Raw genomic sequence first — 22,900 nt, 5'->3', positions numbered from 1 at the left:
AAAATAAATGCAATTTAAAAAATAGCTATCAACTCCGCACCAGTTCTGTTATAATGGCGTTTGTCTTTTGTTTTTTGCGTTTTGTTTAATATTTATTTCAGTTATTTAACAATATTACATTCTTAAAACATTGAAAAAAATTGAAAATTATTTCAATAAGATATATGATAATAATAATATATACTATTTAATAATGATTATTAAAAAATACAGATTAAAAACAAGGAGGTATTGATATGGATAACCAAAAAAAATATGAAATTGGGATTCAAAGTTTAAAAAAGCACAACGTTCGAATTACTCCACAACGTCAAATTATTTTGAAATATTTAATTGAGCATCATAACCATCCGTCTGTTGAAACTATCTATGATTCTTTAGAAAAACAATTTTCTAACCTAAGTATGGCAACCATTTATAATACGCTCGAACTATTCGAAAAGATCGGAATTATAATTGAATTACCTAATCAAGGTGGTGGAATCAGGTACGACTTCTTTGGTCAACCTCATTTTCATGCCATTTGTGAAAATTGTGGACGAATTACCGATGTCTCAAGTGACGATTATATGAAAATCAGTCAACACTTAAAAGATGAAGCCGCTGACCAAACTGGCTATTTACTATCACATAGTAAAATTGAAGTTTATGGTTTATGTCCACAGTGTCAAAAGAAGTTAAATAAGCAACGAAGTAAATAATTAAATCAAAACGGAATAAAAAAAGGTTCATTTCATGATTTACATGAAATGAACCCTTTTATTATGGTTAATTTTAACAATCAGCTAAAGAAACTCCTAAACAGTGTCATCCGGCCGCCAAAGATAATCGGTAAATAATTAATCAGCAAAATGGTGCCAAATAAAACTGCCCCACCGATTAAAACGTGAATTAAAATTAACATAATCGCAATGGCGAATAACCAAAACATAATTTTAAAAGTCAATTTAACCATGAATATTAATCCGAAAAATAACAATAATAGTAAAATAAACATTTTTAATCACTCTTCTTCAACTTGAATACAATTATTTTAACATTTTTCACATTAATAGCAATTGATTAATGAGTTCATTGAAAGTATGAATGCCTTTAAATCAGCATCTAGAATTTTAATATGTTATTTGTAACATTTCATAATCAAACTGTAAAGTTATGATAATCGCGCTGTGACATTCACGGTATATAGTATTAACCATAAGTTAATCGAACGAAGTTAAATGTTAAATATAATAAATTAAAAACAAAAGTTATTAAATTTCAAGGAGTGCATTACAAGTTGAAATCAGTGAAAACCAATCTTAAAAAATCTTTCTTAATTTTAGTCAGTACCATGAGTTTATTTACAACCGTTGTTGGTGCCAACAATGCTATTCACCCAACCAACGCTAATGCTAAAACTACTAAAACCCACCATAGTGCTTATGATGGTCACTACTGGATGAAATTTGCCGAAAGTAAACTATCTAAAAAACAGGTTGCCGCCAGACGTTGGATTTCATTTCACGAATCCACTAATCGATACCATGCTCAAAATGGTCATTGTTATGGTAAATTTCAACTTGATTTAGGGTACTTACATCACAATTTCACCCCTAAAAATCAAGAATTAACTGCTAACAAATACGTTGCCCATCGATATGGTACTTGGATTCATGCCAAACATTTCTGGCAAGCACACCATTGGTATTAAGATTAAATTAAATTGATATAAAATAAAAAAACTCATTTCATTCAAAAATGAAATGAGTTTTTTAATGGAAATGAAGTGTTGAAGCAACCATAATTGCTGCACTATTTGAATTTCTAAATGCTTTATTAATATTTTGAACGACTTTCATCAATTCAAAAATATCATCATATTCATGATGATTAATCTGAAAAGTTTTAATTTGCTGCTTCATTGTTTTAATCTGTCGAAAGTTAAAGTACCTCATCGCGTAAGAACTATCAATCAACATTTTAGAAAGAAATAAGGTTGAGTGATTTAATTTTTCAGAAGAATCAATCATTTCGGATTTAATTTGATTGATCAACTGATTGATTATCGTTGGTTTAGGCGTAAAATTATGGTATTTAATAATCCATCCCCGATGTCCCTGGTCAGCAACAATTCCATCAGTAGCTAATTTTTCACCAATTTTTTCATAAATTGATTTAGCCATTTTAGTCTGTTTAATAACGTTAAAAACCAGTGCATTCATCCTTCTTTGATTTTGAACGTGTTGTTTTAAATATTCGTCTAATTCGTCCAGATTGTCCAAAGATTTTGGCAATTGTTTTTGAATTTCGATTTGATCATTCTCAATTCCAATTACACCATGATAAAGTAAATCGACTAAGTAACTCTCAAGCATTGGTGTGTTGGAATGATAAACGTTCGAACTGGTACTTTGCTTACTAATCAACAAAAATAGTTTTTCAGAAATGGTTAATGTCATCGTTTAAAACACCCCCTTTAATTTGAAATCAAAATCATTTTACAAGTTAAATTTAATCATTACAAACTAAAAAAACACCCACTTTTTAAAAGTGAGTGTTTTTTGGATGGATATTATTAACCTAGGAAGTGCCTTAATAATCCCATTCGGTTAATTAATTCGGTTCTAGTTTGTTTATCATGGATGCTAACTAGATCAGCAGCTAATTCAGCATGTTTAGCTTGATCATCAGTTGTTGGCCCGAATTTAACATCTAAAATATCTTCTAGATCCTGAATTTCTTTATCAACGACTTTCCAGGCTGGATTCTTAGTTTCTAAGATATTTAAAGCCCGTCTTGAGAAGTATTTACCAGCATGGTCAAAATCATGGCGCATGTCAGGATAGTACTTTCTTAAAGTCTTCATTTCCTTCTTATTCAAGCCACGGAGAACCTTTCCAGAACCAATAAATTCTGGTGGAACGCCAACCGAATAAAGTGATCCAGAGAAAGTAATCGCACGGGGCATCTTATAACCATCAACATTTCTTGAGTAGCCTAAAATTCCAACGTGTAAGTGTCGATCACGACGCTTTGGAAATACATTAAAAACGTGTTGTAGATCATTAATTAATGGATCTAAAGTATCATGATATTCTTTTCCAGTGCGATTAGCAATGTTGAATAATGTATCGTGATCTTCACCACTAATGACGTTGAATTCACTGTTCTGTAACCCCCGACGTAATTTAGCAATCGCTGGTTTTACAGTTGACATTGGAAAATCATATCGAAATGCAGATTGAATTGTCGCAGTCTTTAAACCAGGAAATTCCCTGACGTATCGATCAATCATTTCAGGTGATAAACCGCCCCTGAAGATCGTACTACCAGTTCCAGCAATCGGATAAACCGGAATCCTGGTCTTATCAACAAATTGAGCTAAACCAGACAATGCTAATTTATTTCCAATAATACTGTTTAAAAATCCATTGGACAATGCTGAATCAGACCCAGCCAGAAATACTCGCATGTATTCAACATCCTTACCGAAATGCTTGCGGTATAGTTCAATAAATTTTTCTAAAGTTTTAGGGGCATTTTGTTGGGCTTCAAAACTTTCAAACAATGGAATCATCTTAATCGTATCATAATCCTTATGACCATTCTTAAATACCTTAGCTTTAAAATGAGCCAATGCGGAAAATTTATCTTCCATATTAATTAACTGGTCAGCAGACTTGGTCATTGGCAAAATGGCTTCAAAAAGTGGCCTTTGATCAAATTGAAGATCACGTGCTAAGTCTTCTGCTAATAACATGGTTGTCATGGCCTGCATTAGACTATAGCCCTTTTCTTCCCAAATATTTGGAAACCGAAAAGTTAAGAATTTATCTCGACCTAATTGATGCTGTTTAAAGTAATCATAATGTTCTGAATAAAGACGGCTAATAACTGATGCATCAGCGTGTTTACCTTCCCAATCCCACATGTATTCATCGGCATCTAAAACCGAAAAGTTTTGATACGCTTCGTTAATTTCTTTAAAAGCTGAAACAAAGGGACTCTTTTGAAAAAATGGAGCCCGCGCATTATCGGGATGTTGAGTTCCCATGATATTTGGAATTTTACGATCCATTGTCTTTTCCTCCTAAGATTAGAAAAACATTCAATTAATTAAGCTTTGTAATAATCATCTGGAACGTGAACTAGATCACGTTTAACTAATTCTTCAGCATTTTCAACGGTATTCCATGCGGCCCCCTTTAAAAGATTATCGGCAACGACCCACATGTCAAAGCTGCCCTTATTTTCTAAATCAGGTCGAATGCGGCCAACAAAGGTTTCACGCTTGCCAACTGCATTCAATGGTTGTGGGTAAACTTGGTGAGCTGGGTCATCTTGTAATGTTGCACCCGGTGCATCGTCAACTGCTTTCTTAATTTGGTCAGCGGTAACATTTTGATCATCAGTTTCAAAGTAGACCGTTTCACCATGGGCAACTGGAACGGGAACTCGAACACATGTTGCATTAACCTTAATCTTCGGTGAATTCATGTCGTTTAACATGATCTTCTTAGTTTCATGAACCATTTTCCATTCTTCATGGGTGTAACCATGTTCTTGGAAAACGTCGATTTGTGGAAGTAGGTTAAATGCTAATGGATAGTGTTTTTTGTCCCCACCGGTTGGTAAAATGTTATGTTCCATTGGTTTACCATCTAAATATTCTTGGGCTTGGCGATAAAATTCTTCTAAGGCAGCATGACCAGCACCAGCAGCAGCTTGGTAAGTTGAAACAATAATTTGTTTTAGACCAAACTTTTCTCTGATGGGATTCAATGCCACTAACATTTGAATGGTGGAACAGTTAGGATTCGCAACGATGCCCTTATGGTTCTTTAACTGTTCCGGATTAACTTCTGGAATTACCAACGGAACCTTGGGATCCATTCTAAAGTTACTACTGTTATCAACACAGACAGCACCGCGTTTAACAGCTTCTGGCAACAAACGAGCTGAAACGGAAGAACCAGGCGAAGCAAGGACTAGGTCAACCCCATTGAATGAATCTGGTGTTGCTTCTTCAACGGTTACTTGTTGGTCCTTAAATTTCATCTTCTTACCAGCTGATTTACTAGAAGCTAGCAATTTTAAAGACTTAACTGGAATGGTTGACTTTGCAAGTTGGTCGACCATTCTAACTCCAACGGCACCAGTAGCACCTAAAATTGCAACGTTATATTTTCTCATTTTCAAAAACTCCCTAATTATTTATTAATTTGATCCATAAATGTTTTCATCCGATCAGCTGCTAAATGAAGATCATGATCAGATGCAGCGTATGATAGACGGATGTAGCCTTCGCCACCAGTTCCAAATGCACTGCCAGGTGTAACACCAACTTTAGCTTTTCTAGCCAAATCTAATGCAAATGCTTCAGAATTATTATATGAAGCTGGAATTTTAACAAAGAGGTAAAATGCCCCTTGTGGCAAAACTGTCTTCAATCCCATGTCGTTCATTGCTTTATTAATGAAATTACGACGCTTGAAGTAGATTTTCCGCATCCCAATTGGATCATCTAAACCATTAGTCAATGCTTCTGTTGCAGCATCTTGGGCGGGATCAGACGGTGATGTCACCATGAAGGCATGGACTTTCGTTGCTTTTTTAACAAATTCAGCTGGTCCCGCAACGTAACCAACTCGCCAGCCAGTCATTGCGTGTGATTTAGACAAACCGTTAATAACGATCGTTTGATCTGGAATCCAGCGTGCTAATGAATAGTGTTTCACACCATAGACTAATTCAGCGTAAATTTCATCGGTAATGGCAAATAAATGATGCTTCTTAATTACCTTTGCGATTGCTTCTAAACTATCCTTTGAATATTCTGCGCCAGTTGGATTTCCTGGGTAATTAATCAAGACGGCTTTAACAGCATCGCCTTCTTTTTCAATGACCTTTTCTAACCGGTCAGCAGATAAATTAAAATGACTTCCAGAAGTATCAATATCAACAGGGATTCCGCCAAGTAAAGTTACAATCGGCTGGTATAAAGCAAATGCAGGAGTGGCAATCAATACCTTATCACCAGGGTTAATCATTGCTTCAAAAGTAGCATAGATTGCTTCGGTGGCCCCAATTGTAACGATAATTTCATCGTTTGGATCATAATTTAAGCCCTGACTTTTATGAAGATAGTTCGCAATGGCTTTTCTTAGTTCAAGTTTGCCGGGTTGAGCTGAATAGTGGGTATCGTTATTTTTAATTCCATTAATAGCGGCTTCTTTAACGTGATCCGGCGTATTTAAATCCGGTTCACCAATCGTTAGTTTAACAATTCCAGGCACCTTTGAAATTCTTTGATCAAAGGCTCTAATTCCGGATGGTTGAACCAAATCTAATTTATGATTATATTGTTTTGACAATTGTGGTATTAATTCAGGCATTGTAATTCCACTCCTTCTAATTTCTATAAAACATTTTCTAAACCAACAATTAAGTGGTCTAATGAATCGACTTTATTAACTGCAACCTTAACACCCTTCATAAAGGAGCCACGGTCGAATGAATCTTGTCTAATGGTCAAAGCTTCACCTGGTCCACCAAACAAGACTTGTTCATGGGCAATGTAACCAGGTAATCTAACCGCGTGAATTCTAATTCCGTGGTAGTCACCACCACGAACATTTTTCAAAGTTTCAACGGGGTGTTTAGCACCCTGTTCATGACGTGGTCTAACTTGATCAATCAATTTAGCAGTATTCAAAGCAGTTCCAGATGGTGCATCGGCTTTGTCCCCATGGTGCATTTCAATGATTTCAGCATCTGGGAAGTACTTCGCTGCAGATTGAGCAAATTTCATTAATAGAACTGCTGATAACCCAAAGTTAGGTGCAACTAAGCCACCCACTTTTTCCTGCTTTGATAGCTTAACAAGTGAATTAATTTGATCATCTGATAAACCGCTAGTACCAACTACCGGCTGAATATGATGTTGGATGGCAAACTTAGTGTTCTCATAAACAGAACTAGGTAGTGTAAAGTCAATCCAAACATCGGCATCACTATCAATATCATTTAATGAAGAATAAATCTTCACATCATCATCTAAATGGTAGTCCTTTCGGTTAATCTTCTTAGCTGATGGAGCATAAGCACCCACTAATTTAAAATTATCCGTTGTATTTACCATGTGAACGGCCTTTTGACCCATTGCACCGGTAAATCCTGCTACTAATACTTTAATCATTTAAAGCTTCAGCTCCTTTGGTAAAGATTTTAATAGTGCATCCTGGCTTAACCCTAATCGGTTCGCCAATTTTTCTTTTTCTTCATTATTAAGTGACTCTAATGGAAGACGGCAGCCACCAACGTTCCAACCCTGAGCATTCAAAACTGCTTTAGTTGGTTCTGGTGATGCATACATAAATAATGCCGCCATTTTAGGAGTCAGTAATCTTTGAAGATGCCCAGCAGTTTTGACATCGCCCTTTTCAATTGCATCGTACATTTGGCGCATCTGAGGTCCATAAATATGGGATGCAACCGAAATCACACCATTTGCACCAATTACTTTAGCAAATAATGCTTGGGCATCTTCGCCACTATAGATCATGAAATTTTTATCAACATGTTCTACTAAATTCTCCATGTCTTCCATCGTTCCACACTGTTTAACACCGATAATGTTTTTGTGATGAGACAATTTAATAATGGTATCATTATCCATCTTCTTACCGGTCCGCCCTGGAATGTTATATATCATGGTTGGCATTCCACCTTCATCGGCAACCTTGGTAAAATGATTAATCATCCCTCGTTGATCAGGCTTGTTATAGTATGGAACGACAATTAGGGCAACGTTAATTCCTTTAATTTTGCTGACCCGTTGGGTAAATTTGATTGTTTCAGCAGTATTATTAGTACCGACACCTGCAATGATTGGAACCCGACCGTGAATTATACGACTAAATTTGGTATATAATTCAATCTTTTCATCCATGCTTAAAGTTGGCGTTTCACCAGTGGTAGCCCCAATGACAAAGCCACGGCTACCGGTATTAATTAAATGGTTGGCTAACTTTTCAAGTGATTGATAATCAATCTGGTTATCATCATTGAAAGGAGTTACTAACGCTGTCATTAAATCAACATTTTCAAACATATTCATATCTCCTTACTAATGATCCATGCGATCTTGCATGAAACCAACAATTGCATTCACACCCTTTTGAATTGCCGATTCTTTCGGATTAAAAGTGGCAGAATGTAGTGGTGAAGTATCGTTAACTCCTAACCAGAACATGGTTCCAGGAAATTTAGATAGTAAGTAACCAAAATCTTCACCGGTCATAGCTGGTTTAGTTGCAATAAAGTTAACGGCTGGATCTGATTGCATATGATGAATAAAGAATTTGGTTAATTTAGGATTATTTTGAACTGGTAAATAACCACCCTGGTTTAAGCCCACATTGACTTGGCAATTAAAGCTCCTAGCAATTCCTTCGCCAATATCTTTTAGACGCTGATCAATTCGTTTGATCATTGCTTGGTCAAGTCCACGAATGGTACCTTCAATCCGGGCTTTACCGGCAATTACGTTCCTAATGGTACCAGCTTCCATTTTACCGAACGTAACCACGCCACTTTGAATCGGATTAATACTCCTGGAAACGATGGTTTGAGCTTGATTAATAAATTCAGCAGCGGCAACAACCATATCGTTAGCATCTTGTGGGTACGCAGCATGACCACTTTTCCCAATCAAATCAACATTAACTTCGGTTGTCCCAGCAAACAGGGTTCCCATTCGACAACCAATGGCGCCAGCAGGTAAGTTCGGATTATCGTGAAGGGCATAAAATTCATCTGGTTTCCATTCATCATGAAATAGTCCCATTTCATAGGCTCGTTTACCACCGTACTCGCTTTCTTCAGCTGGTTGAAAGAAGAAAAGTAGATTATCTTTCGGTTGATAAATTGAGAAGTAGTTCAAAACACCCAAAGCAACGGTCATATGAATATCGTGTCCACAGGCATGCATTATATTTTGATGGTGCGATGAAAATGGCAATCCGGTTTGTTCTTTAACCGGCAAAGCATCAATATCGGTTCGGTAGCCAACCGTTCGTTTGGGATTACTGCCACCTACTCTTACCATGATTGCAGTTGGTAATTGTTGAAAAGTTTTAATCGTTAAATGTGATTGGTCAAAACTTTGAATCACCTTCATTAAATAATCATGGGTTTGATGTTCATGCAAGGCTAGTTCAGGAATAGTGTGCAGATGCCTTCTGATTTGAATTAACTCTTTTTCACTTAAAGTTTTCATCATATTACAACTTTCTTAATGCGTCTTGTAAACCAGTTTTAGATTTAGTCTTAGCATCAATATCTTTGATTTTTCTAGCAGGTGTTCCAGCAACCAAAGTATGAGGAGCAACATCGTGGGTAACAATTGCGCCGGCGGCAACAACGGCACCTTCACCGACGTGGACACCTTCGATGACAACTGCATTGGCACCAACCAAGACATTATCATCAATCTGAACTGGTTTAGCAGAAGCGGGTTCAACTACCCCAGCTAAAACTGCACCGGCACCAATATGACTATGCTTGCCAACAATGGCACGTCCGCCCATAACAACCCCCATATCAATCATGGTATCATCACCAATTTCAGCACCAATGTTAATGATGGCACCCATCATGACAACGGCGTTATGGCCAATCGCAACTTTTTCTCTGATAATTGCACCTGGTTCAATTCTGGCGTCTTGATTTTTAAGATTTAATAACGGGACACCGGAATTTCTAGCATGGTTTTCAATTTCATAATCGTCAATTTGATCCTTATTATTTTCTAAAACCGGTTGAATATCAGACCAATCGCCGAATAGAATTCCCATCTTATCACTAGCAAATTCCTTCACATTATCCGGAACGCTAATTTTTCCCATGTCAGCACTAATGTAAACTTTAACGGGGGTCTTCTTCTTTGAATTAGAAATGTAATTAATAATTGATTGTGCATCCATCTTTGGCATATTAAAATTCTCCTTTAATTAATATAATTATTATCTAAATGAATCATATCTTCGTAACTTTCGCGGCGAATAACAACCTTAGCCTTGCCATTTTCAACGAAAACAACGGCTGGTCTTGCATTTAAATTATAATTAGAAGCCATTGCATACCCATAAGCACCAGTGGCAAACATTACTAAAACGTCGCCCAGATGATACTTAGGCATCGGCTGATTTTGAATTAAAATGTCGCCAGATTCACAATACTTACCGGCAATTCTAACGTCTTCAACCGGTTTAGCATTGGGATCATTAGCTAAAACTGCTTCATATTTAGCTTGATACAATGCAGGCCTGATATTATCACCCATGCCGCCATCGACAGCAACATAGGTTTTAATTCCCGGAACCCGTTTAGTTGATCCAATCGTATATAAGTTATAGCCAGCAGGACCGATAATCGATCGACCTGGTTCAATCCAAATTTCAGGCATTGGTAATCCATCATCTTTGACGCTATCTTTCATTGTTTTAATGATGGCTTCGACAAAATCCTCTGGTCGAATTGGATCATCATTTTCATTGTATTTAATGCCAAATCCACCACCGACGTTGATAATGTCTGGAACATAGTCATATTTATCACGCCAGTTTTTGGCAACTTCAACTAATTTTTGAGCTGCCATCTCAAAACCTTTGACTTCAAAGATTTGGGATCCAATATGGGCATGAATTCCTCGTAAGTTCATTCGGCCACTTGCCATTACCTTTTGAAGTGCCTGGTCGGCTTGGCCTGACTTTAAATCAAAGCCAAATTTACTATCACGTTGGCCAGTTTGATCATATTCATGGGTATGAGCTGAAACGCCGGGTGTTAATCGCAACATCACATCGACTTTTGCATCCTTATTTTTTAAAACTTGGTTTAATAAATCTATTTCATGAAAATTATCAATCATGATCAATCCGACATGGTGATCGATTGCCATTTCTAATTCGGCTTTCGATTTATTATTCCCATGAAAGCTCATTTTGCTGGCTGGAAAGCCTGCCTTTAAAGCTGCATACATTTCACCACCGGAAACAATGTCAATGTGGCAATGTTCCTGATTAACAACTTGATACATCCCTAAACATGCGAAGGCTTTACTTGCGTAGCTAATTGCATATTTAACATCATTATCTTGAAAAACCTTTTGAAAATGATGGATTTGATTTCTGATTTGGGCAACGTCATAAACAACTAGTGGTGTTTTAAATTGATTAGCAAGTTGAATTGCATCCATCCCACCAATCGTAAGATGACCCTGATCATTAACGTTATACTTAGCGTCTAACATAAATTGATAACCTCCAAAAATAGATCATGGCTAATTGTGAATTTTGATGCTTTAAAATGACAATAAAAAAAGATTCATTTGTTTGGTACATCCAAACAAATGAATCCTTTTAATTTATTAAACATCATTCGATTCATATTGTAGGAAGCACCCCACAGGCTTTTATTTGTGCCTGTGACAGTCCGTAACTTCTTTAATTACGTCCCAGCTTACTAGGATTTGCATTATCCTAGCGCTTCGGCAGCCTTCCCTTTCAATCAACTATCATCGTGTCTACATCACACTGGGCTGATTTACTAATGTCGGTTGCAACCTCTTCTTTACAAACAGAATATAACTTTTTCTCATTTAAGTCAATTGTTTTTTAATGTAAAATTTAATTTTCTAATTAAAAATTCTTTTTTACTACTATATGGCAGAAAAGATGCACATTTATTTTGCATGTTAAGGTTGATAAACAAAATGAAAATGATAAAATTCACTTTAATAAAACTTTTATGATTAAGGGAGTTGCTTTGTTTAATGAAAGTCGTAAAATTTGGCGGAAGTTCATTAGCTAATGGACCGCAATTTCAAAAGGTCATTAACATCATTAAAAGTGATGAACAGCGCCAAGTAATTGTTACATCTGCTCCGGGAAAAAGATTTAATGGTGACATCAAAGTTACCGACTTACTAATTCAATATGCTAATCAAACCATTAAAAAACAATCTACTCAAAAAACAGTTCAAGCAATTATTAAACGTTATCAAGATATTGCAGATTATTTTAAGTTGCCAAGTGGAAAAATTGATGATATTAAAAAAATTATTCAGTCATTACCAGACCATGATTATCCAGATAATCATTATTTAATGGCTGCTTTTAAAGCCCACGGTGAACGCATGAACGCTCGCTTATTCACTAAAGTATTAAAGCATTTGGGTATTAAAGCCCGCTTTGTTGATCCAAGTGAAGCCGGTATTATCGTTAGTGACCATCCCAACGATGCTACCGTTTTAGATCAAACTTATCACAATTTAAGCCAATTAAAATTCAATGATGAAAAATTAGTCTTTCCAGGCTTTTTTGGGTTTACGAAAAACCATCAAATTGCAACATTTGCCCGTGGCGGATCTGATATTACCGGATCAATCATTGCTTGCGGTTTAAATGTTCCAACCTACGAAAATTTTACCGACGTGAATGCCATTTATTCTGCTAACCCGAATCTAATTCACCATCCGGTCCCAATTAAAAGAATGACTTACCGTGAAATGCGTGAATTATCATACGCCGGATTTTCAGTCTTTAACGATGAAGCAATCATCCCAGCAATTAAAGGAAACGTTACCATCAACGTTAAAAATACCAATAACCCGAAAGCACCTGGAACTTTGATTGTTCCAGACAAATGCTTCAAACCAGCTCACGTTATTACCGGAGTGGCTAGTTCTAAACATTTTGCTGCTCTTTATCTGCATAAATACTTATTAAATAAGCAAATTGGGTTTACACTAAGACTATTGAAAATTTTATATAAATATCATATTTCATATGAACACATGCCATCCGGAATTGATGATTTAACCGTTGTCTTTGATAACCGCCAATTTAATGACAAAATCATTAAAAATATGTGCCATGATATTAAGGAACAACTGCATCCAGATGATATGCAATGGATCAGTGACTACGCAATTATCATGGTGGTCGGTGAAGGCATGAAAAACCGTCCTGGTGCTTTGGAACGCACTATTAAACCCCTAACTGATAAAAAGATCAGTATTAATATGATTAACCAGGGTGCATCTGAAATTTCAATGATGATTGGAACTAAAACGGAGGATGCGGACGAAGCCATCATCCGGATTTATAATGAATTTATGAAATAACGGAGGAAAAATAATGACAAAACTATTAAAGGTCCATGGTTCTGAAAATCATTTTTTTATTTTAGACCAGACCCAATTAAAAAATCAATTAAGCGATAATGAATTAAGTAACTTAGCACGTGATATTACTAACCCTGATAACGGTGTCTTAGGAGGTGCCGATGGAGTTTTAGTGGTCAATCACGCCGGTAGTCAAGATGCACTTGGCCAAATGAGGGTCATCAATGCCGATGGTAGTGAAGCTTCAATGTGTGGAAATGGTTTAAGAACCATTGCTAGATATTTATCTGAAAAGCACCACCAAGATCAATTTAAGGTTGAAACCATTACTGCCAATTTAGATGTTAGTAAGCAAAAAGATCTTGCAGACCACGTTCCAGCTTTCAGTGTTGAAATTTCGCCCGTTAAGTTTAATAAAGAAGCCTTTCCATTTGACCATTTAGAAACTGATCAAATTATGAACCGTAAAATTTTAAATTTTGACCCTGATTTAAGATTCACTGCGATTGCACTTCCTAATCCACACTTAATTAGTTTCGTGAAAAATAAAAATGATTTTAAGAAACTAGGGCCATTGGGTAAACAGTTAAATGGCAAGAACCCCTACTTTCCAGATGGGGTTAACGTCAGTTTTGCTAAAATATTAGGCCACAACGAATTATTCGTCCAAACCTACGAACGCGGGGTTGGCTTTACTAATGCCTGTGGAACTGGTATGTCAGCAACATCATTAGCATTCCTATTAAATTACCCTAATGACGGCGATTACGATCACATCATTAAGGTCAAGAATCCTGGTGGCATGGTTAAAACCAATGTTCACCATCAAAATGGCAAATACTGGATCAATTTAATTGGTAACGCCACTTTTACAGATGTTGTTGACGTTGATGAAGATGATTTGCACAATGCTGATGTGTCAAAAAATAATGTTAAAATTCAAAGTACCGGCGAAGAAAATGCCTACCAAAAATTTGTGAAAACCATTAAAAAATAAAGTTTAAAATAATATATTAAAAATTATACTTATGAAAAAAATGCTCTATAATTGTCCTTGCAAAAGAGGAAATTTATAGAGCATTTTTCGTCGTTTCTATTTACAAATTCCGTTCAATAGATTATAATTGTTTTTAGTTGATAATCATTCTAAACAAATAATAACTTTGGGGAGATTCATTATGAAGAAACAAACACTTAGTCAAAAAATCAATATCATCCGTGCTAGTGTGATGGGTGCCAACGATGGAATTGTTTCCGTTGCCGGAATTGTTATTGGTGTTGCCGGAGCTGCCGAATCAAGTTTTGCAATTTTCATTTCTGGAATTGCCGGCATGCTTGCCGGAACCGTTTCAATGGCCATGGGTGAATATGTATCAGTTAATACTGAAAAGGATTCACAACGTCGTGCCGTGATGACCCAAAAGAAGAATTTAAGGAACAACTATAATCAAGAATACACCTTTGTTAAAAATAAGTACATGAATTCGGGTATTAAAGAGGAATTAGCTAATCGGGCAACTAACGAAATGATGACTAGTAATCCACTAGTCACAACCGTTCGTGAACGATTTGGATTTAACGTCAACGATTTCACCAGTCCATATGCTGCTGCCATCGCATCAATGCTTTCATTTCCAACCGGATCAGTTTTACCGTTAGCTGCCATCTTACTTTCACCAGCTAACATGCGTATTATTTATACTTTCATTGCCGTTTTAATTGCCCTGGCAATTACCGGTTACGTTGCCGCTTTAATTGGGAATGCAAATAAAATTAAAGCCATGATTCGAAATGTCATCTCTGGAATTTTCACAATGGTTGTTCTATACGTCATTGGTAATATTGTTCATATGCTTTAAAAAAGGAGGAATCCATTTTGTCTGATAATAAAGCTTTAGCATCAAATCAAAATACAACTAAAAAAGCCAAACAAACGATGGGTGAAAAATTAAATACCCTTCGTGCCGGTGTCTTAGGATCAAATGATGGAATCCTAACCGTCGTTGGGGTCCTCTTTTCCGTCGCCGTTGCAACGACTAATCGTTTTACCATTTTCATTGCTGGGCTTTCTGATCTACTTGCTTGTGCCCTGTCAATGGCTTCCGGTGAATATTCATCAGTTAGTTCCCAGCAAGATACTGAACAGTCCGCAGTTGCCACTGAAAAACATCTTTTGAAAACTGATTTTGCTGGTGAATTAAAGACCGTTCAAAATTATTATGCTAGCAAGGGGATTACTGCTCAGACCGCCAAGGATATTGCCCAAAATTTATTAGACACCCAACCACTATCCACCATGGTTAGTGTCAAATATAATCTTCAACTGGGGCATTACATGAATCCTTGGAATGCTGCTTTCTCATCACTTTTCTCGGCAGCACTAGGCGGAATTTTACCACTAGTCGCAATGTCACTATTGCCGGTATCAATCGAATGGCCCGGAACCATTCTAGCAGTCATCATTTGTGTTGGCTTAACCGGATATTTAAGTGCTAAACTTGGTAATGGATTAACCAAGAAAGCCATCATCAGAAATATCATTATCGGAATTATTACGATGATCATCCATTATACTTTAGGAATTCTAATTAAATAGTTCCAACTCAAATGAACAAAAATGAGCTCATCAATGATTGATGAGCTCATTTTTGTTTTAATTTTTAATTTAATTTTTTAAATAACGGTCAAGCCATTCTAAGATATCTTCCAGTCTCCTAATCCTCAAATTAGGCAGCCCATTTCGAGACATCCCATGGAATGACTGTGGATACCTTAAATAATCACTTTTAACGCCGTTTTGTTGAATTGCATTGAAAAATGCCTCACTCTGGTTCGTTGGGCAGCGCATGTCCCATTCGCCATGCTGAATTCGCAGTGGGGTTTTAACATTCATTGCATATGCTAATGGTGAATGTTGCCAATAAATGTCACGTGCATCCGGGTCCTTAAATAAATCCGTTTGCATTTCTTCCCGGACGTAGCGATTACCGATATCACTAGTGGTATAGAGTGATTGCCAATCAACTAGTGGCCGTTGAGCAATGGCAGCTTGAAAACGATTGGTGTGGGAAACAGCCCATGTGACCATAAACCCACCGTATGATCCACCAACAATTGCAACATGGTTTGCATCCAGTTGATTAAATTGACCTAAGGCCGCATCTAATCCGGATAGGATATCTTGATAATCACCTTCACCATAATGGCCATTAACAGCATCTTGAAAGTTTTGACCATAAGTAGTTGAGCCCCGCGGATTGACAAAGACGATTGCGTACCCTTTAGATGTCAAAGCTTGGAATTCATGGAAGAAAGTTTCACCATAAAAGGCATGCGGCCCACCATGCACGTATAGAATCACTGGTACCTTTTGGTTTGATTTAACTTTTGGCATCAAGACCCAACCACCTTCCGTTTGATGATCAAACGTCTTGAATTTAAAAGCATAAGAAGTTGCATAATGATGATCCTGTTCATACTTATTATTTGGATTAAATACCGGTTCAAATGTTTTTTTAGATAAATCAAAAATTCCTAGTTTAGACGGATGTGATTGATCAGATATACACATCATCAAATTGTTTTCATCAAAAACGTTTAAATCATAGATATCTTCTGAATCATCTTTGATTAATTTCACACCCTGTTCATTACCGGTGTAAAGCTGGCTATGACCATGGTGAAAAGCATGAAAAACATATTGATGGGCATTAATCCATAAAACAGCATGATTCCTAGCTTGTTGCAGTAAATCAGTTGAAATGCCACCTTCATATCCAACATCAACATCGTCCAAGGCATGTGTCATATTCTTAAGCTTATAATCAGATAACGAATAAACCCAAAGATCATTGACCGTTTGGTTATAGTGCGTATTATTATTACCAACTAATGCTAATTTTTGGCTATCGGCTGAAAAAGATGCATCTTGAAAGATGCCCTGATCGTATTTTTCAGTTACAAAAGTAACTTGCAAGCTTTCACGATCAAAAATATAGACACCCTTACTGATGTCATAATCATTTTTAATTTCCGGATGGTTAGCTTGAAGATAAACAATTTGGTTACCATCGGAACTAATTGATTTAATTTCAAACGGCTCAGATTGTTTTAATAAAACCTGACTTTGGTGATTTTGTAAATTTAAAGTATGCAAACGGTATGTGACGTGATTTGGTAACCAACCCATCCCATCAATTCGATTATTCAGCTTATTAACATATCGGATTGGTGGAAATTGAGACGTTTTAAACTTAGGTGATTCATTTGTTTCAGTGGTTTTATAAATCAACCATTTTCCATCATCTGAAGCATGTAAATCAGAAACTGGGAAACCATTTGTAATTTTTTTAACATTTTGATGTTCAAAATCAATCTGCATCACTTGATTCCCCGTTGAAGTTTTGCGAATAAAGAATAGATCATTGCCATTCGAAACGGGATGACTATCAAAACAGCCAGCAGTCCATTGATGAACCCTAAAATCATTATCAACACTCATAATAACACTGGTGTATTGATTGTCAGCTGCATCCATGCCGTTTTCACTGAAAAAATAGAAACCGCCAAAACGAACGGGATGACTAACTGTCTTCAATTGATATAAATCATTGATCTGAACGCCTTGCTTCATAATTCATTACCCCTTACTTTGAGATTTGGATTTTCTTTTAGCAAATCTTCTTGAGATCACCGCCGAAGTAATCGGAATTGTAATAATTACACCAATCAATGAAAACATAATAATAATAAATTCAGCTCCGAAAACTTTATCGTTAATAATGTTTCCAAATGAATAATGCAAACCGGCAAACCAAATAAACAGTGACAACGATCCACCAAATAAACCGAAGAACAACGTATTTAAAGTGGTTCCAATAATTTGTTTACCAACTGAGATTCCATCGATAAATAATTGGCGTGGTTTAATCGCTGGATGCTGTTCTGCAATTTCATTCAATCCTGAAGCAATTGCCATTGATGCTTCTGCAATTGCACCTAAAGTACTTAATATCGCAGTTGATATTGCAATTTTAATAAATTTAATTCCAATTAGCAAAGACATTCCTTCTAAATCATCACTATCCTCAATGCCAAAGCCTTGGACTTGAACCCAATTTTCAATTGGAATGATCAAAATAATCAGTAGGATCAATACAAATAGTGATGATATAAATGCTGATTGGCTTGCGTTATCGTCGGTTCCACTAAGAAAAATTGTCAAAGACAATATAATGATGCCAACAATTAACGTAATCGGCAACGGTGGCAAGTGATACGCCATTAGAATGATGGCAAAGTATAGAAAACCAAAGTTAAATAGCAGGCTTAAAAATGATTGAACCCCTTTTTTACCACCGACGGCAACCATCATTAATAATAGGATGATTCCTAAGGCTGTAATCGTACTCATTTTTTAGCACCACCTTTGATAAACAAACTAGCAAATAAACTTGCTAGCGGAACCGCAGCAACAATTCCAATTCCGCTGATCAAGCTTTGAACGATGCCTAATGACATGTTCATTGAAAATGAATATCCAATACTATTGCCATTCTTTAAGAATAATAGTGCGAGTGGCAAGGTACTTCCCATGAAAATAAAGAATAGGACATTTACTAACGGCCCCATAATGGAAGCACCAATTTGCCGGCCAGATAAGAAAATTTGTTTCCTAGAAATTTGCGGACGTTCGGATTTAAGTGCGAATAATGATGAAATAATATCCGTTGACTCGTCCATCACAGCTCCTAATGATCCAATCAATGTTTCAGATAAAAAGAGCGGCTTGGGCAACTGGGTAACGTACTGCATCGATTCATAGTACATCCCATGCTCATGGGTAAATGTAAAGACAATTAAACTAACGACAATTGAAACGAGGGTTCCAGCAATTGTTGAACACAAAGTCGTCAGCATCTGCCGACTAAATCCTAAAATCAGCCACAAAGTAATTGCAGAGAATATAATTGCTAACGTTCCAAATAGGAATAAGACCTGGTCTCCCTGCGTCTGGTAATTAATCAAAACCGAATCATAGAACAAGAAGCTATTAACAATGATACTTAATAACGCTGAAACACCGCTCATCCTTAAGAAAATCACTAATAGACTAATCGAAAGCCAGACTAGAAAGACAATCGGAACATCACGCTTATAATCTTTAATCGTACTTTGCCCATGCTGATGATAACTAATAAATGCTTCATTATGAACGTGGTATTCACGATCCATTGCACCGGAATGACTAAAGGTATTGTTAATCGTTAAATGTTTTCCCTTTAATTTACCATTCATAATCGTTCCATTTAATTTCTGGTTAATCTGATAATCAGCATTATGAAATTCATCGCTGGATTTCATTCGATTACCATTATGAACACTTTCAACTTTAAAAATTGGCTGCTGGTATAAAAATTCATCGTGAGAAGTGCCAAAAATGGCAATGAATCCCAGCACTAAAGCACCAATAATAATTTTAATTGGCAACTTTTTGATTACTTCATTCACGCTATTCATCTCGTTTGTTTTTATTTTAGCTTAGTCTCTATCCTAATATAATTCACTACTTTTTTCGATCATTAAACCCTATCTGGCTTAAGGTAAAATTAACATATTCTCATAACCTAGTTAAGTAATTTGACATTAGCGTCACATATTTTACATAATATAATGGTGGGTTTTTTGTATCTATGAAAAGAAGTAGATAAAGGAGGAAGAAGATATGGCTGATAAAATTCAAGTTAAGAATCTTACTAAAATTTTTGGACATCCTAGTCATAAGTTAGAAGACTTAATTAATCAGGGTGCATCTAAAAATGATATTTTAAAACAAACTGGTGCCACGATCGGCGTTAGAAAAGCCAGTTTTAATGTTAAAAATAATGAAATCTTTGTCATTATGGGCTTATCCGGAAGTGGTAAGTCAACATTGATTAGAATGTTAAACCATTTAATTGCTCCAACTAGCGGGCAAGTTTATTTAGATGGCAAAAACATCACATCATTGAGTAAAAAAGAATTACGGGAACTAAGGCGTCAAAAAATGAGCATGGTCTTTCAAAACTTTGCCCTTTTCCCGAATCGAACTATTTTAGAAAATACCGCCTATGGATTAGAAATTCAAGGTGTTGCAAAAAATAAACGTTATCAAAAAGCTAAGAAAGCACTCCAATTAGTCGGTTTAAATAATTATGGGAATGAATTTCCTAACCAATTATCCGGTGGAATGCAGCAACGGGTTGGTTTAGCAAGAGCACTAACCAATGATCCTGAAATTCTGTTAATGGATGAAGCGTTCTCAGCATTAGATCCATTAAACCGAAAAGAAATGCAGGACGAATTATTAGATTTACAAGAATCATTGCAAAAAACAATCGTCTTCATCAGTCATGATTTAAACGAAGCACTAAGAATTGGTGATCGGATCATGATTATGAAGGATGGTGAAGTCGTTCAGACCGGCACCCCGGAAGAAATTTTAAGAAATCCCAAGAATGACTATGTCAGAAGTTTCATTCAAGGTGTTGACCGAACCAAAGTTTTGCACGCTAAAGACGTCATGGTCAAACCTGCCATTATTAATATTGAGAAAGATGGTCCAAGGATTGCCCTCAGAAGAATGCGTGATAACGAAATTTCAAGTGTTTACGTCATCGATTCAGAACATCGTTTCAAGGGATTAGTTCGAGCTAACGATGCCGATCGCCTAATTCAAAATAACGATAATGACATTTCAAAAATTATTGAAAAAAACGTTCCAATTGTTAAACCGAACATGGCAATTAAGGAAATCATTGCTAAAATTCCAAAGTTTCCGGTTCCAGTTGCCGTTGTAGATAAAGACCAGAAATTAATTGGAATTATCATTAATAGTTCTGTTTTAGAAGCTTTGTCAGGAAATGAGGGGGAAAAATAAATGAACATTTTATCATTACAACCAATTCCAGTTGCTAAATGGATTAATGCTTTTGTTAATTGGCTCACTCAATTTACCGGATTTTTTAATGCCATCACTAATTTCTTGGGTGGTATTATTAACGGATTCCAATGGATCTTCGATGCCCTACCAATTTGGTTATTTATCATTTTAATTCTTTTAATCACATATTTAGCATTAAGGAAAAACAAGCATTGGGGATTAATGACATTTGAACTAATTGGCTTGTTATTTATTTGGAATCAGGGTTATTGGCGAGATATGACTCAAACTTTAACTTTAGTTTTAACATCCAGTTTAATTATCGTTATCATTGGCGTCCCACTTGGCATCTGGATGGCTAAAAGTAAGGTCGTTACTGTCATCTTAAAACCATTGCTTGATTTTATGCAGACAATGCCAGCTTTCGTCTACCTTATTCCAGCCGTTGCGTTATTCGGAATTGGGATGGTTCCTGGTGTGATTGCTTCAATCATTTTTGCATTGCCACCAGTTGTTCGGATGACCAATTTAGGCATTAAACAGGTTCCAAGTGATTTAGTTGAAGCCGCCGATGCTTTTGGTTCAACCGCATGGCAAAAATTAATCAAAGTTGAATTACCACTCGCTAAATCAACACTAATGTCTGGGATTAACCAAGGCATGATGCTAACACTTTCAATGGTTGTCATTGCTTCCATGATTGGTGCGATGGGACTTGGTTCCGAAGTCTACTTTGCCGTTGGTAGAAACGATGCCGGATCCGGTTTTGCAGCTGGTTTAGCCATCGTTATTTTAGCCATTATTTTAGACCGGATTACCCAATCATTAAACCAAAACCGTCAATAATTATAAGGAGGAGTTTTATGAAACTAAAACGTTTTAAATCAGTTTTATTAATCGCCACAATTGCTGTTTTGACACTCGGATTATCCGCATGTCAAAGTGAAACTGCTGCTTATAATCCGAAAAAGAAATTAGGTCCACAGGTTAACTACACCATTACTGGTATCGATGCTGGTGCCGGAATCATGGCATCAACTCAAAAAGCTTTGACCACTTATCCATTAAAAAGTAATAAGTGGCAATTACAGACCAGTTCAACTGCTGCCATGACCAGCACTTTAAATAAAGCCATTAAAAATAAACAACCGATTGTTGTTACCGGATGGCAGCCACATTGGATGTTCACTAAGTTTCCCATTAAATTCTTAAAGGATCCGAAAAATGTCTATGGTAGTAGTGAACAGATTCACACCATTACTAAAAAAGGGCTAAATACCCGATTACCGGGTGCATATAAAGTTCTACAGCAATTTCATTGGACCCCATCACAAATGTCTCAAGTAATGCTAAAAACTAACGCTGGCGAAGATCCGAAAAAAGCGGCTGACGAATGGATTAAAAAGAATCCAAAGCAGGTTGCCCAATGGGAAAAAGGTGCCCAACGTGGCCATGGTCAGGCAATGAAGATGACCTATGTTGCATGGGATTCAGAGATTGCTTCCACCAATGTAATTTCACAAGTACTAGATCAAATGGGATACAAAGTTACCATTCAATCGATGGAAATGCAGCCGATGTGGGCATCAGTTGCCACTGGTGCATCTGACGCCACCGTTTCTGCTTGGCTACCAAACACCGCTGGAATCTATTACAAGCAGTACAAGAGTCGGGTTCAAGACGCTGGTGTCAACCTAAATGGTGCTAAAGTTGGCCTATCGGTTCCGAAATACATGAAAAATATTAATTCAATCAATGATTTAATCAATAAATAATAAAGCAATTAGATTATCATTAAGAATTACTTG

At 36.4% G+C, this 22,900-nt stretch carries 22 protein-coding genes and 1 riboswitch; of the genes, 9 read left to right on the top strand and 13 right to left on the bottom strand.

Annotation, left to right across the window (positions count from 1 at the left end; translation table 11 throughout):
* Positions 1-236: 236 nt before the first annotated feature.
* Entirely contained in the window at positions 237-701 is a 465-nt protein-coding gene (locus WR164_RS02575) for a Fur family transcriptional regulator (protein WP_286136008.1), read from the top strand.
* Between the two features lie 80 nt (positions 702-781).
* Here the strand turns inward: WR164_RS02575 and WR164_RS02570 are convergent, their stop codons facing one another.
* Entirely contained in the window at positions 782-955 is a 174-nt protein-coding gene (locus WR164_RS02570) for a hypothetical protein (protein ID WP_286136007.1), read from the bottom strand.
* A gap of 333 nt (positions 956-1,288) precedes the next feature.
* Here WR164_RS02570 and WR164_RS02565 point away from each other — a divergent pair, with 333 nt between their 5' ends.
* Positions 1,289-1,693, top strand: coding sequence for an aggregation-promoting factor C-terminal-like domain-containing protein (locus WR164_RS02565; RefSeq protein WP_286136889.1), 405 nt, complete (start codon positions 1,289-1,291; stop codon positions 1,691-1,693).
* A gap of 61 nt (positions 1,694-1,754) precedes the next feature.
* On the opposite strand, the gene WR164_RS02560 is transcribed toward WR164_RS02565, so the two are convergent.
* The 9 genes from WR164_RS02560 to lysA form a co-directional block, all read right to left on the bottom strand.
* A complete protein-coding gene (locus WR164_RS02560) occupies positions 1,755-2,441 on the bottom strand; it encodes a hypothetical protein (protein ID WP_286136005.1) in 687 nt (228 codons plus the stop codon).
* A gap of 116 nt (positions 2,442-2,557) precedes the next feature.
* Positions 2,558-4,060 carry a phosphoenolpyruvate carboxylase gene (ppcA, locus tag WR164_RS02555; protein WP_286136003.1) on the bottom strand — a complete coding sequence of 501 codons (1,503 nt, stop codon included), beginning with the start codon at positions 4,058-4,060 and terminating at the stop codon, positions 2,558-2,560.
* A 38-nt stretch (positions 4,061-4,098) separates the two neighbouring features.
* Entirely contained in the window at positions 4,099-5,175 is a 1,077-nt protein-coding gene (locus WR164_RS02550; RefSeq protein ID WP_286136002.1) for an aspartate-semialdehyde dehydrogenase, read from the bottom strand.
* Between the two features lie 17 nt (positions 5,176-5,192).
* A complete protein-coding gene (locus tag WR164_RS02545) occupies positions 5,193-6,377 on the bottom strand; it encodes an aminotransferase class I/II-fold pyridoxal phosphate-dependent enzyme (protein ID WP_286136001.1) in 1,185 nt (394 codons plus the stop codon).
* Positions 6,378-6,400: 23 nt separating this feature from the next.
* Positions 6,401-7,180 carry a 4-hydroxy-tetrahydrodipicolinate reductase gene (dapB, locus tag WR164_RS02540; protein WP_286136000.1) on the bottom strand — a complete coding sequence of 260 codons (780 nt, stop codon included), beginning with the start codon at positions 7,178-7,180 and terminating at the stop codon, positions 6,401-6,403.
* On the bottom strand, positions 7,181-8,101 hold the full coding sequence (gene dapA / locus WR164_RS02535; RefSeq protein ID WP_286135999.1) for a 4-hydroxy-tetrahydrodipicolinate synthase: 921 nt from the start codon (positions 8,099-8,101) through the stop codon (positions 7,181-7,183). It lies immediately after the preceding gene.
* Positions 8,102-8,110: 9 nt separating this feature from the next.
* Positions 8,111-9,262: an N-acetyldiaminopimelate deacetylase gene (locus WR164_RS02530; RefSeq protein ID WP_286135998.1), complete on the bottom strand. Its 1,152-nt coding sequence runs from the start codon at positions 9,260-9,262 to the stop codon at positions 8,111-8,113.
* Positions 9,263-9,266: 4 nt separating this feature from the next.
* Positions 9,267-9,977 carry a 2,3,4,5-tetrahydropyridine-2,6-dicarboxylate N-acetyltransferase gene (dapD, locus tag WR164_RS02525; protein ID WP_286135997.1) on the bottom strand — a complete coding sequence of 237 codons (711 nt, stop codon included), beginning with the start codon at positions 9,975-9,977 and terminating at the stop codon, positions 9,267-9,269.
* Between the two features lie 14 nt (positions 9,978-9,991).
* Positions 9,992-11,296, bottom strand: coding sequence for a diaminopimelate decarboxylase (gene lysA / locus WR164_RS02520; RefSeq protein WP_286135996.1), 1,305 nt, complete (start codon positions 11,294-11,296; stop codon positions 9,992-9,994).
* A 137-nt stretch (positions 11,297-11,433) separates the two neighbouring features.
* A riboswitch (Lysine riboswitch) is annotated at positions 11,434-11,622 on the bottom strand.
* 196 nt (positions 11,623-11,818) lie between these two features.
* Here lysA and WR164_RS02515 point away from each other — a divergent pair.
* The 4 genes from WR164_RS02515 (at position 11,819) to WR164_RS02500 (ending at position 15,767) form a co-directional block, all read left to right on the top strand.
* Positions 11,819-13,171 carry an aspartate kinase gene (locus tag WR164_RS02515; protein WP_286135995.1) on the top strand — a complete coding sequence of 451 codons (1,353 nt, stop codon included), beginning with the start codon at positions 11,819-11,821 and terminating at the stop codon, positions 13,169-13,171.
* Between the two features lie 13 nt (positions 13,172-13,184).
* Positions 13,185-14,168, top strand: a complete 984-nt coding sequence (dapF, locus tag WR164_RS02510; protein ID WP_286135994.1) for a diaminopimelate epimerase — start codon at positions 13,185-13,187, stop codon at positions 14,166-14,168.
* 181 nt (positions 14,169-14,349) lie between these two features.
* The gene (locus WR164_RS02505; protein WP_286135993.1) at positions 14,350-15,030 is read left to right on the top strand and encodes a VIT1/CCC1 transporter family protein; all 681 of its coding nucleotides are present in this window, start codon (positions 14,350-14,352) and stop codon (positions 15,028-15,030) included.
* A 77-nt stretch (positions 15,031-15,107) separates the two neighbouring features.
* A complete protein-coding gene (locus WR164_RS02500) occupies positions 15,108-15,767 on the top strand; it encodes a VIT1/CCC1 transporter family protein (RefSeq protein WP_286136888.1) in 660 nt (219 codons plus the stop codon).
* Between the two features lie 69 nt (positions 15,768-15,836).
* On the opposite strand, the gene WR164_RS02495 is transcribed toward WR164_RS02500, so the two are convergent.
* From WR164_RS02495 to WR164_RS02485, 3 genes are read right to left on the bottom strand one after another with little or no spacing between them, the layout of a single operon-like run.
* Entirely contained in the window at positions 15,837-17,804 is a 1,968-nt protein-coding gene (locus WR164_RS02495; protein WP_286135992.1) for a S9 family peptidase, read from the bottom strand.
* Between the two features lie 6 nt (positions 17,805-17,810).
* The gene (locus WR164_RS02490) at positions 17,811-18,584 is read right to left on the bottom strand and encodes a YibE/F family protein (protein WP_286135990.1); all 774 of its coding nucleotides are present in this window, start codon (positions 18,582-18,584) and stop codon (positions 17,811-17,813) included.
* Positions 18,581-19,690 (bottom strand): YibE/F family protein, encoded by a 1,110-nt coding sequence (locus WR164_RS02485; protein ID WP_286135989.1) that lies wholly within the window; start codon positions 19,688-19,690, stop codon positions 18,581-18,583. Before WR164_RS02485 ends, WR164_RS02490 begins: the two co-directional genes overlap by 4 nt.
* Positions 19,691-19,895: 205 nt before the next feature.
* Here WR164_RS02485 and WR164_RS02480 point away from each other — a divergent pair, with 205 nt between their 5' ends.
* From WR164_RS02480 to WR164_RS02470, 3 genes are read left to right on the top strand one after another with little or no spacing between them, the layout of a single operon-like run.
* Positions 19,896-21,089: a quaternary amine ABC transporter ATP-binding protein gene (locus WR164_RS02480; RefSeq protein WP_286135988.1), complete on the top strand. Its 1,194-nt coding sequence runs from the start codon at positions 19,896-19,898 to the stop codon at positions 21,087-21,089.
* Positions 21,090-21,938: an ABC transporter permease gene (locus tag WR164_RS02475; protein WP_286135987.1), complete on the top strand. Its 849-nt coding sequence runs from the start codon at positions 21,090-21,092 to the stop codon at positions 21,936-21,938.
* A gap of 17 nt (positions 21,939-21,955) precedes the next feature.
* The gene (locus WR164_RS02470) at positions 21,956-22,867 is read left to right on the top strand and encodes a glycine betaine ABC transporter substrate-binding protein (RefSeq protein WP_286135986.1); all 912 of its coding nucleotides are present in this window, start codon (positions 21,956-21,958) and stop codon (positions 22,865-22,867) included.
* Positions 22,868-22,900 lie beyond the last annotated feature (33 nt).

Source organism: Philodulcilactobacillus myokonensis, assembly GCF_027923585.1.
Classification (GTDB): Bacteria; Bacillota; Bacilli; order Lactobacillales; family Lactobacillaceae; genus Philodulcilactobacillus; species Philodulcilactobacillus myokonensis.
The sequence above is the reverse complement of the archived record's forward strand: the minus strand, read 5'-3'. Positions and strand labels throughout refer to the sequence as shown.

Excerpts from the sequence above, each read along its gene's own strand:
- WR164_RS02575 (WP_286136008.1), top strand. The coding sequence starts at position 237 with ATGGATAACCAAAAAAAATATGAAATTGGGATTCAAAGTTTAAAAAAG.
- WR164_RS02570 (WP_286136007.1), bottom strand. The coding sequence starts at position 955 with ATGGTTAAATTGACTTTTAAAATTATGTTTTGGTTATTCGCCATTGCG.
- WR164_RS02560 (WP_286136005.1), bottom strand. The coding sequence starts at position 2,441 with ATGACATTAACCATTTCTGAAAAACTATTTTTGTTGATTAGTAAGCAA.
- ppcA (WP_286136003.1), bottom strand. The coding sequence starts at position 4,060 with ATGGATCGTAAAATTCCAAATATCATGGGAACTCAACATCCCGATAAT.
- WR164_RS02550 (WP_286136002.1), bottom strand. The coding sequence starts at position 5,175 with ATGAGAAAATATAACGTTGCAATTTTAGGTGCTACTGGTGCCGTTGGA.
- WR164_RS02545 (WP_286136001.1), bottom strand. The coding sequence starts at position 6,377 with ATGCCTGAATTAATACCACAATTGTCAAAACAATATAATCATAAATTA.
- dapB (WP_286136000.1), bottom strand. The coding sequence starts at position 7,180 with ATGATTAAAGTATTAGTAGCAGGATTTACCGGTGCAATGGGTCAAAAG.
- dapA (WP_286135999.1), bottom strand. The coding sequence starts at position 8,101 with ATGAATATGTTTGAAAATGTTGATTTAATGACAGCGTTAGTAACTCCT.
- WR164_RS02530 (WP_286135998.1), bottom strand. The coding sequence starts at position 9,262 with ATGAAAACTTTAAGTGAAAAAGAGTTAATTCAAATCAGAAGGCATCTG.
- dapD (WP_286135997.1), bottom strand. The coding sequence starts at position 9,977 with ATGCCAAAGATGGATGCACAATCAATTATTAATTACATTTCTAATTCA.
- lysA (WP_286135996.1), bottom strand. The coding sequence starts at position 11,296 with ATGTTAGACGCTAAGTATAACGTTAATGATCAGGGTCATCTTACGATT.
- WR164_RS02515 (WP_286135995.1), top strand. The coding sequence starts at position 11,819 with ATGAAAGTCGTAAAATTTGGCGGAAGTTCATTAGCTAATGGACCGCAA.
- dapF (WP_286135994.1), top strand. The coding sequence starts at position 13,185 with ATGACAAAACTATTAAAGGTCCATGGTTCTGAAAATCATTTTTTTATT.
- WR164_RS02505 (WP_286135993.1), top strand. The coding sequence starts at position 14,350 with ATGAAGAAACAAACACTTAGTCAAAAAATCAATATCATCCGTGCTAGT.
- WR164_RS02500 (WP_286136888.1), top strand. The coding sequence starts at position 15,108 with ATGGGTGAAAAATTAAATACCCTTCGTGCCGGTGTCTTAGGATCAAAT.
- WR164_RS02495 (WP_286135992.1), bottom strand. The coding sequence starts at position 17,804 with ATGAAGCAAGGCGTTCAGATCAATGATTTATATCAATTGAAGACAGTT.
- WR164_RS02490 (WP_286135990.1), bottom strand. The coding sequence starts at position 18,584 with ATGAGTACGATTACAGCCTTAGGAATCATCCTATTATTAATGATGGTT.
- WR164_RS02485 (WP_286135989.1), bottom strand. The coding sequence starts at position 19,690 with ATGAATAGCGTGAATGAAGTAATCAAAAAGTTGCCAATTAAAATTATT.
- WR164_RS02480 (WP_286135988.1), top strand. The coding sequence starts at position 19,896 with ATGGCTGATAAAATTCAAGTTAAGAATCTTACTAAAATTTTTGGACAT.
- WR164_RS02475 (WP_286135987.1), top strand. The coding sequence starts at position 21,090 with ATGAACATTTTATCATTACAACCAATTCCAGTTGCTAAATGGATTAAT.
- WR164_RS02470 (WP_286135986.1), top strand. The coding sequence starts at position 21,956 with ATGAAACTAAAACGTTTTAAATCAGTTTTATTAATCGCCACAATTGCT.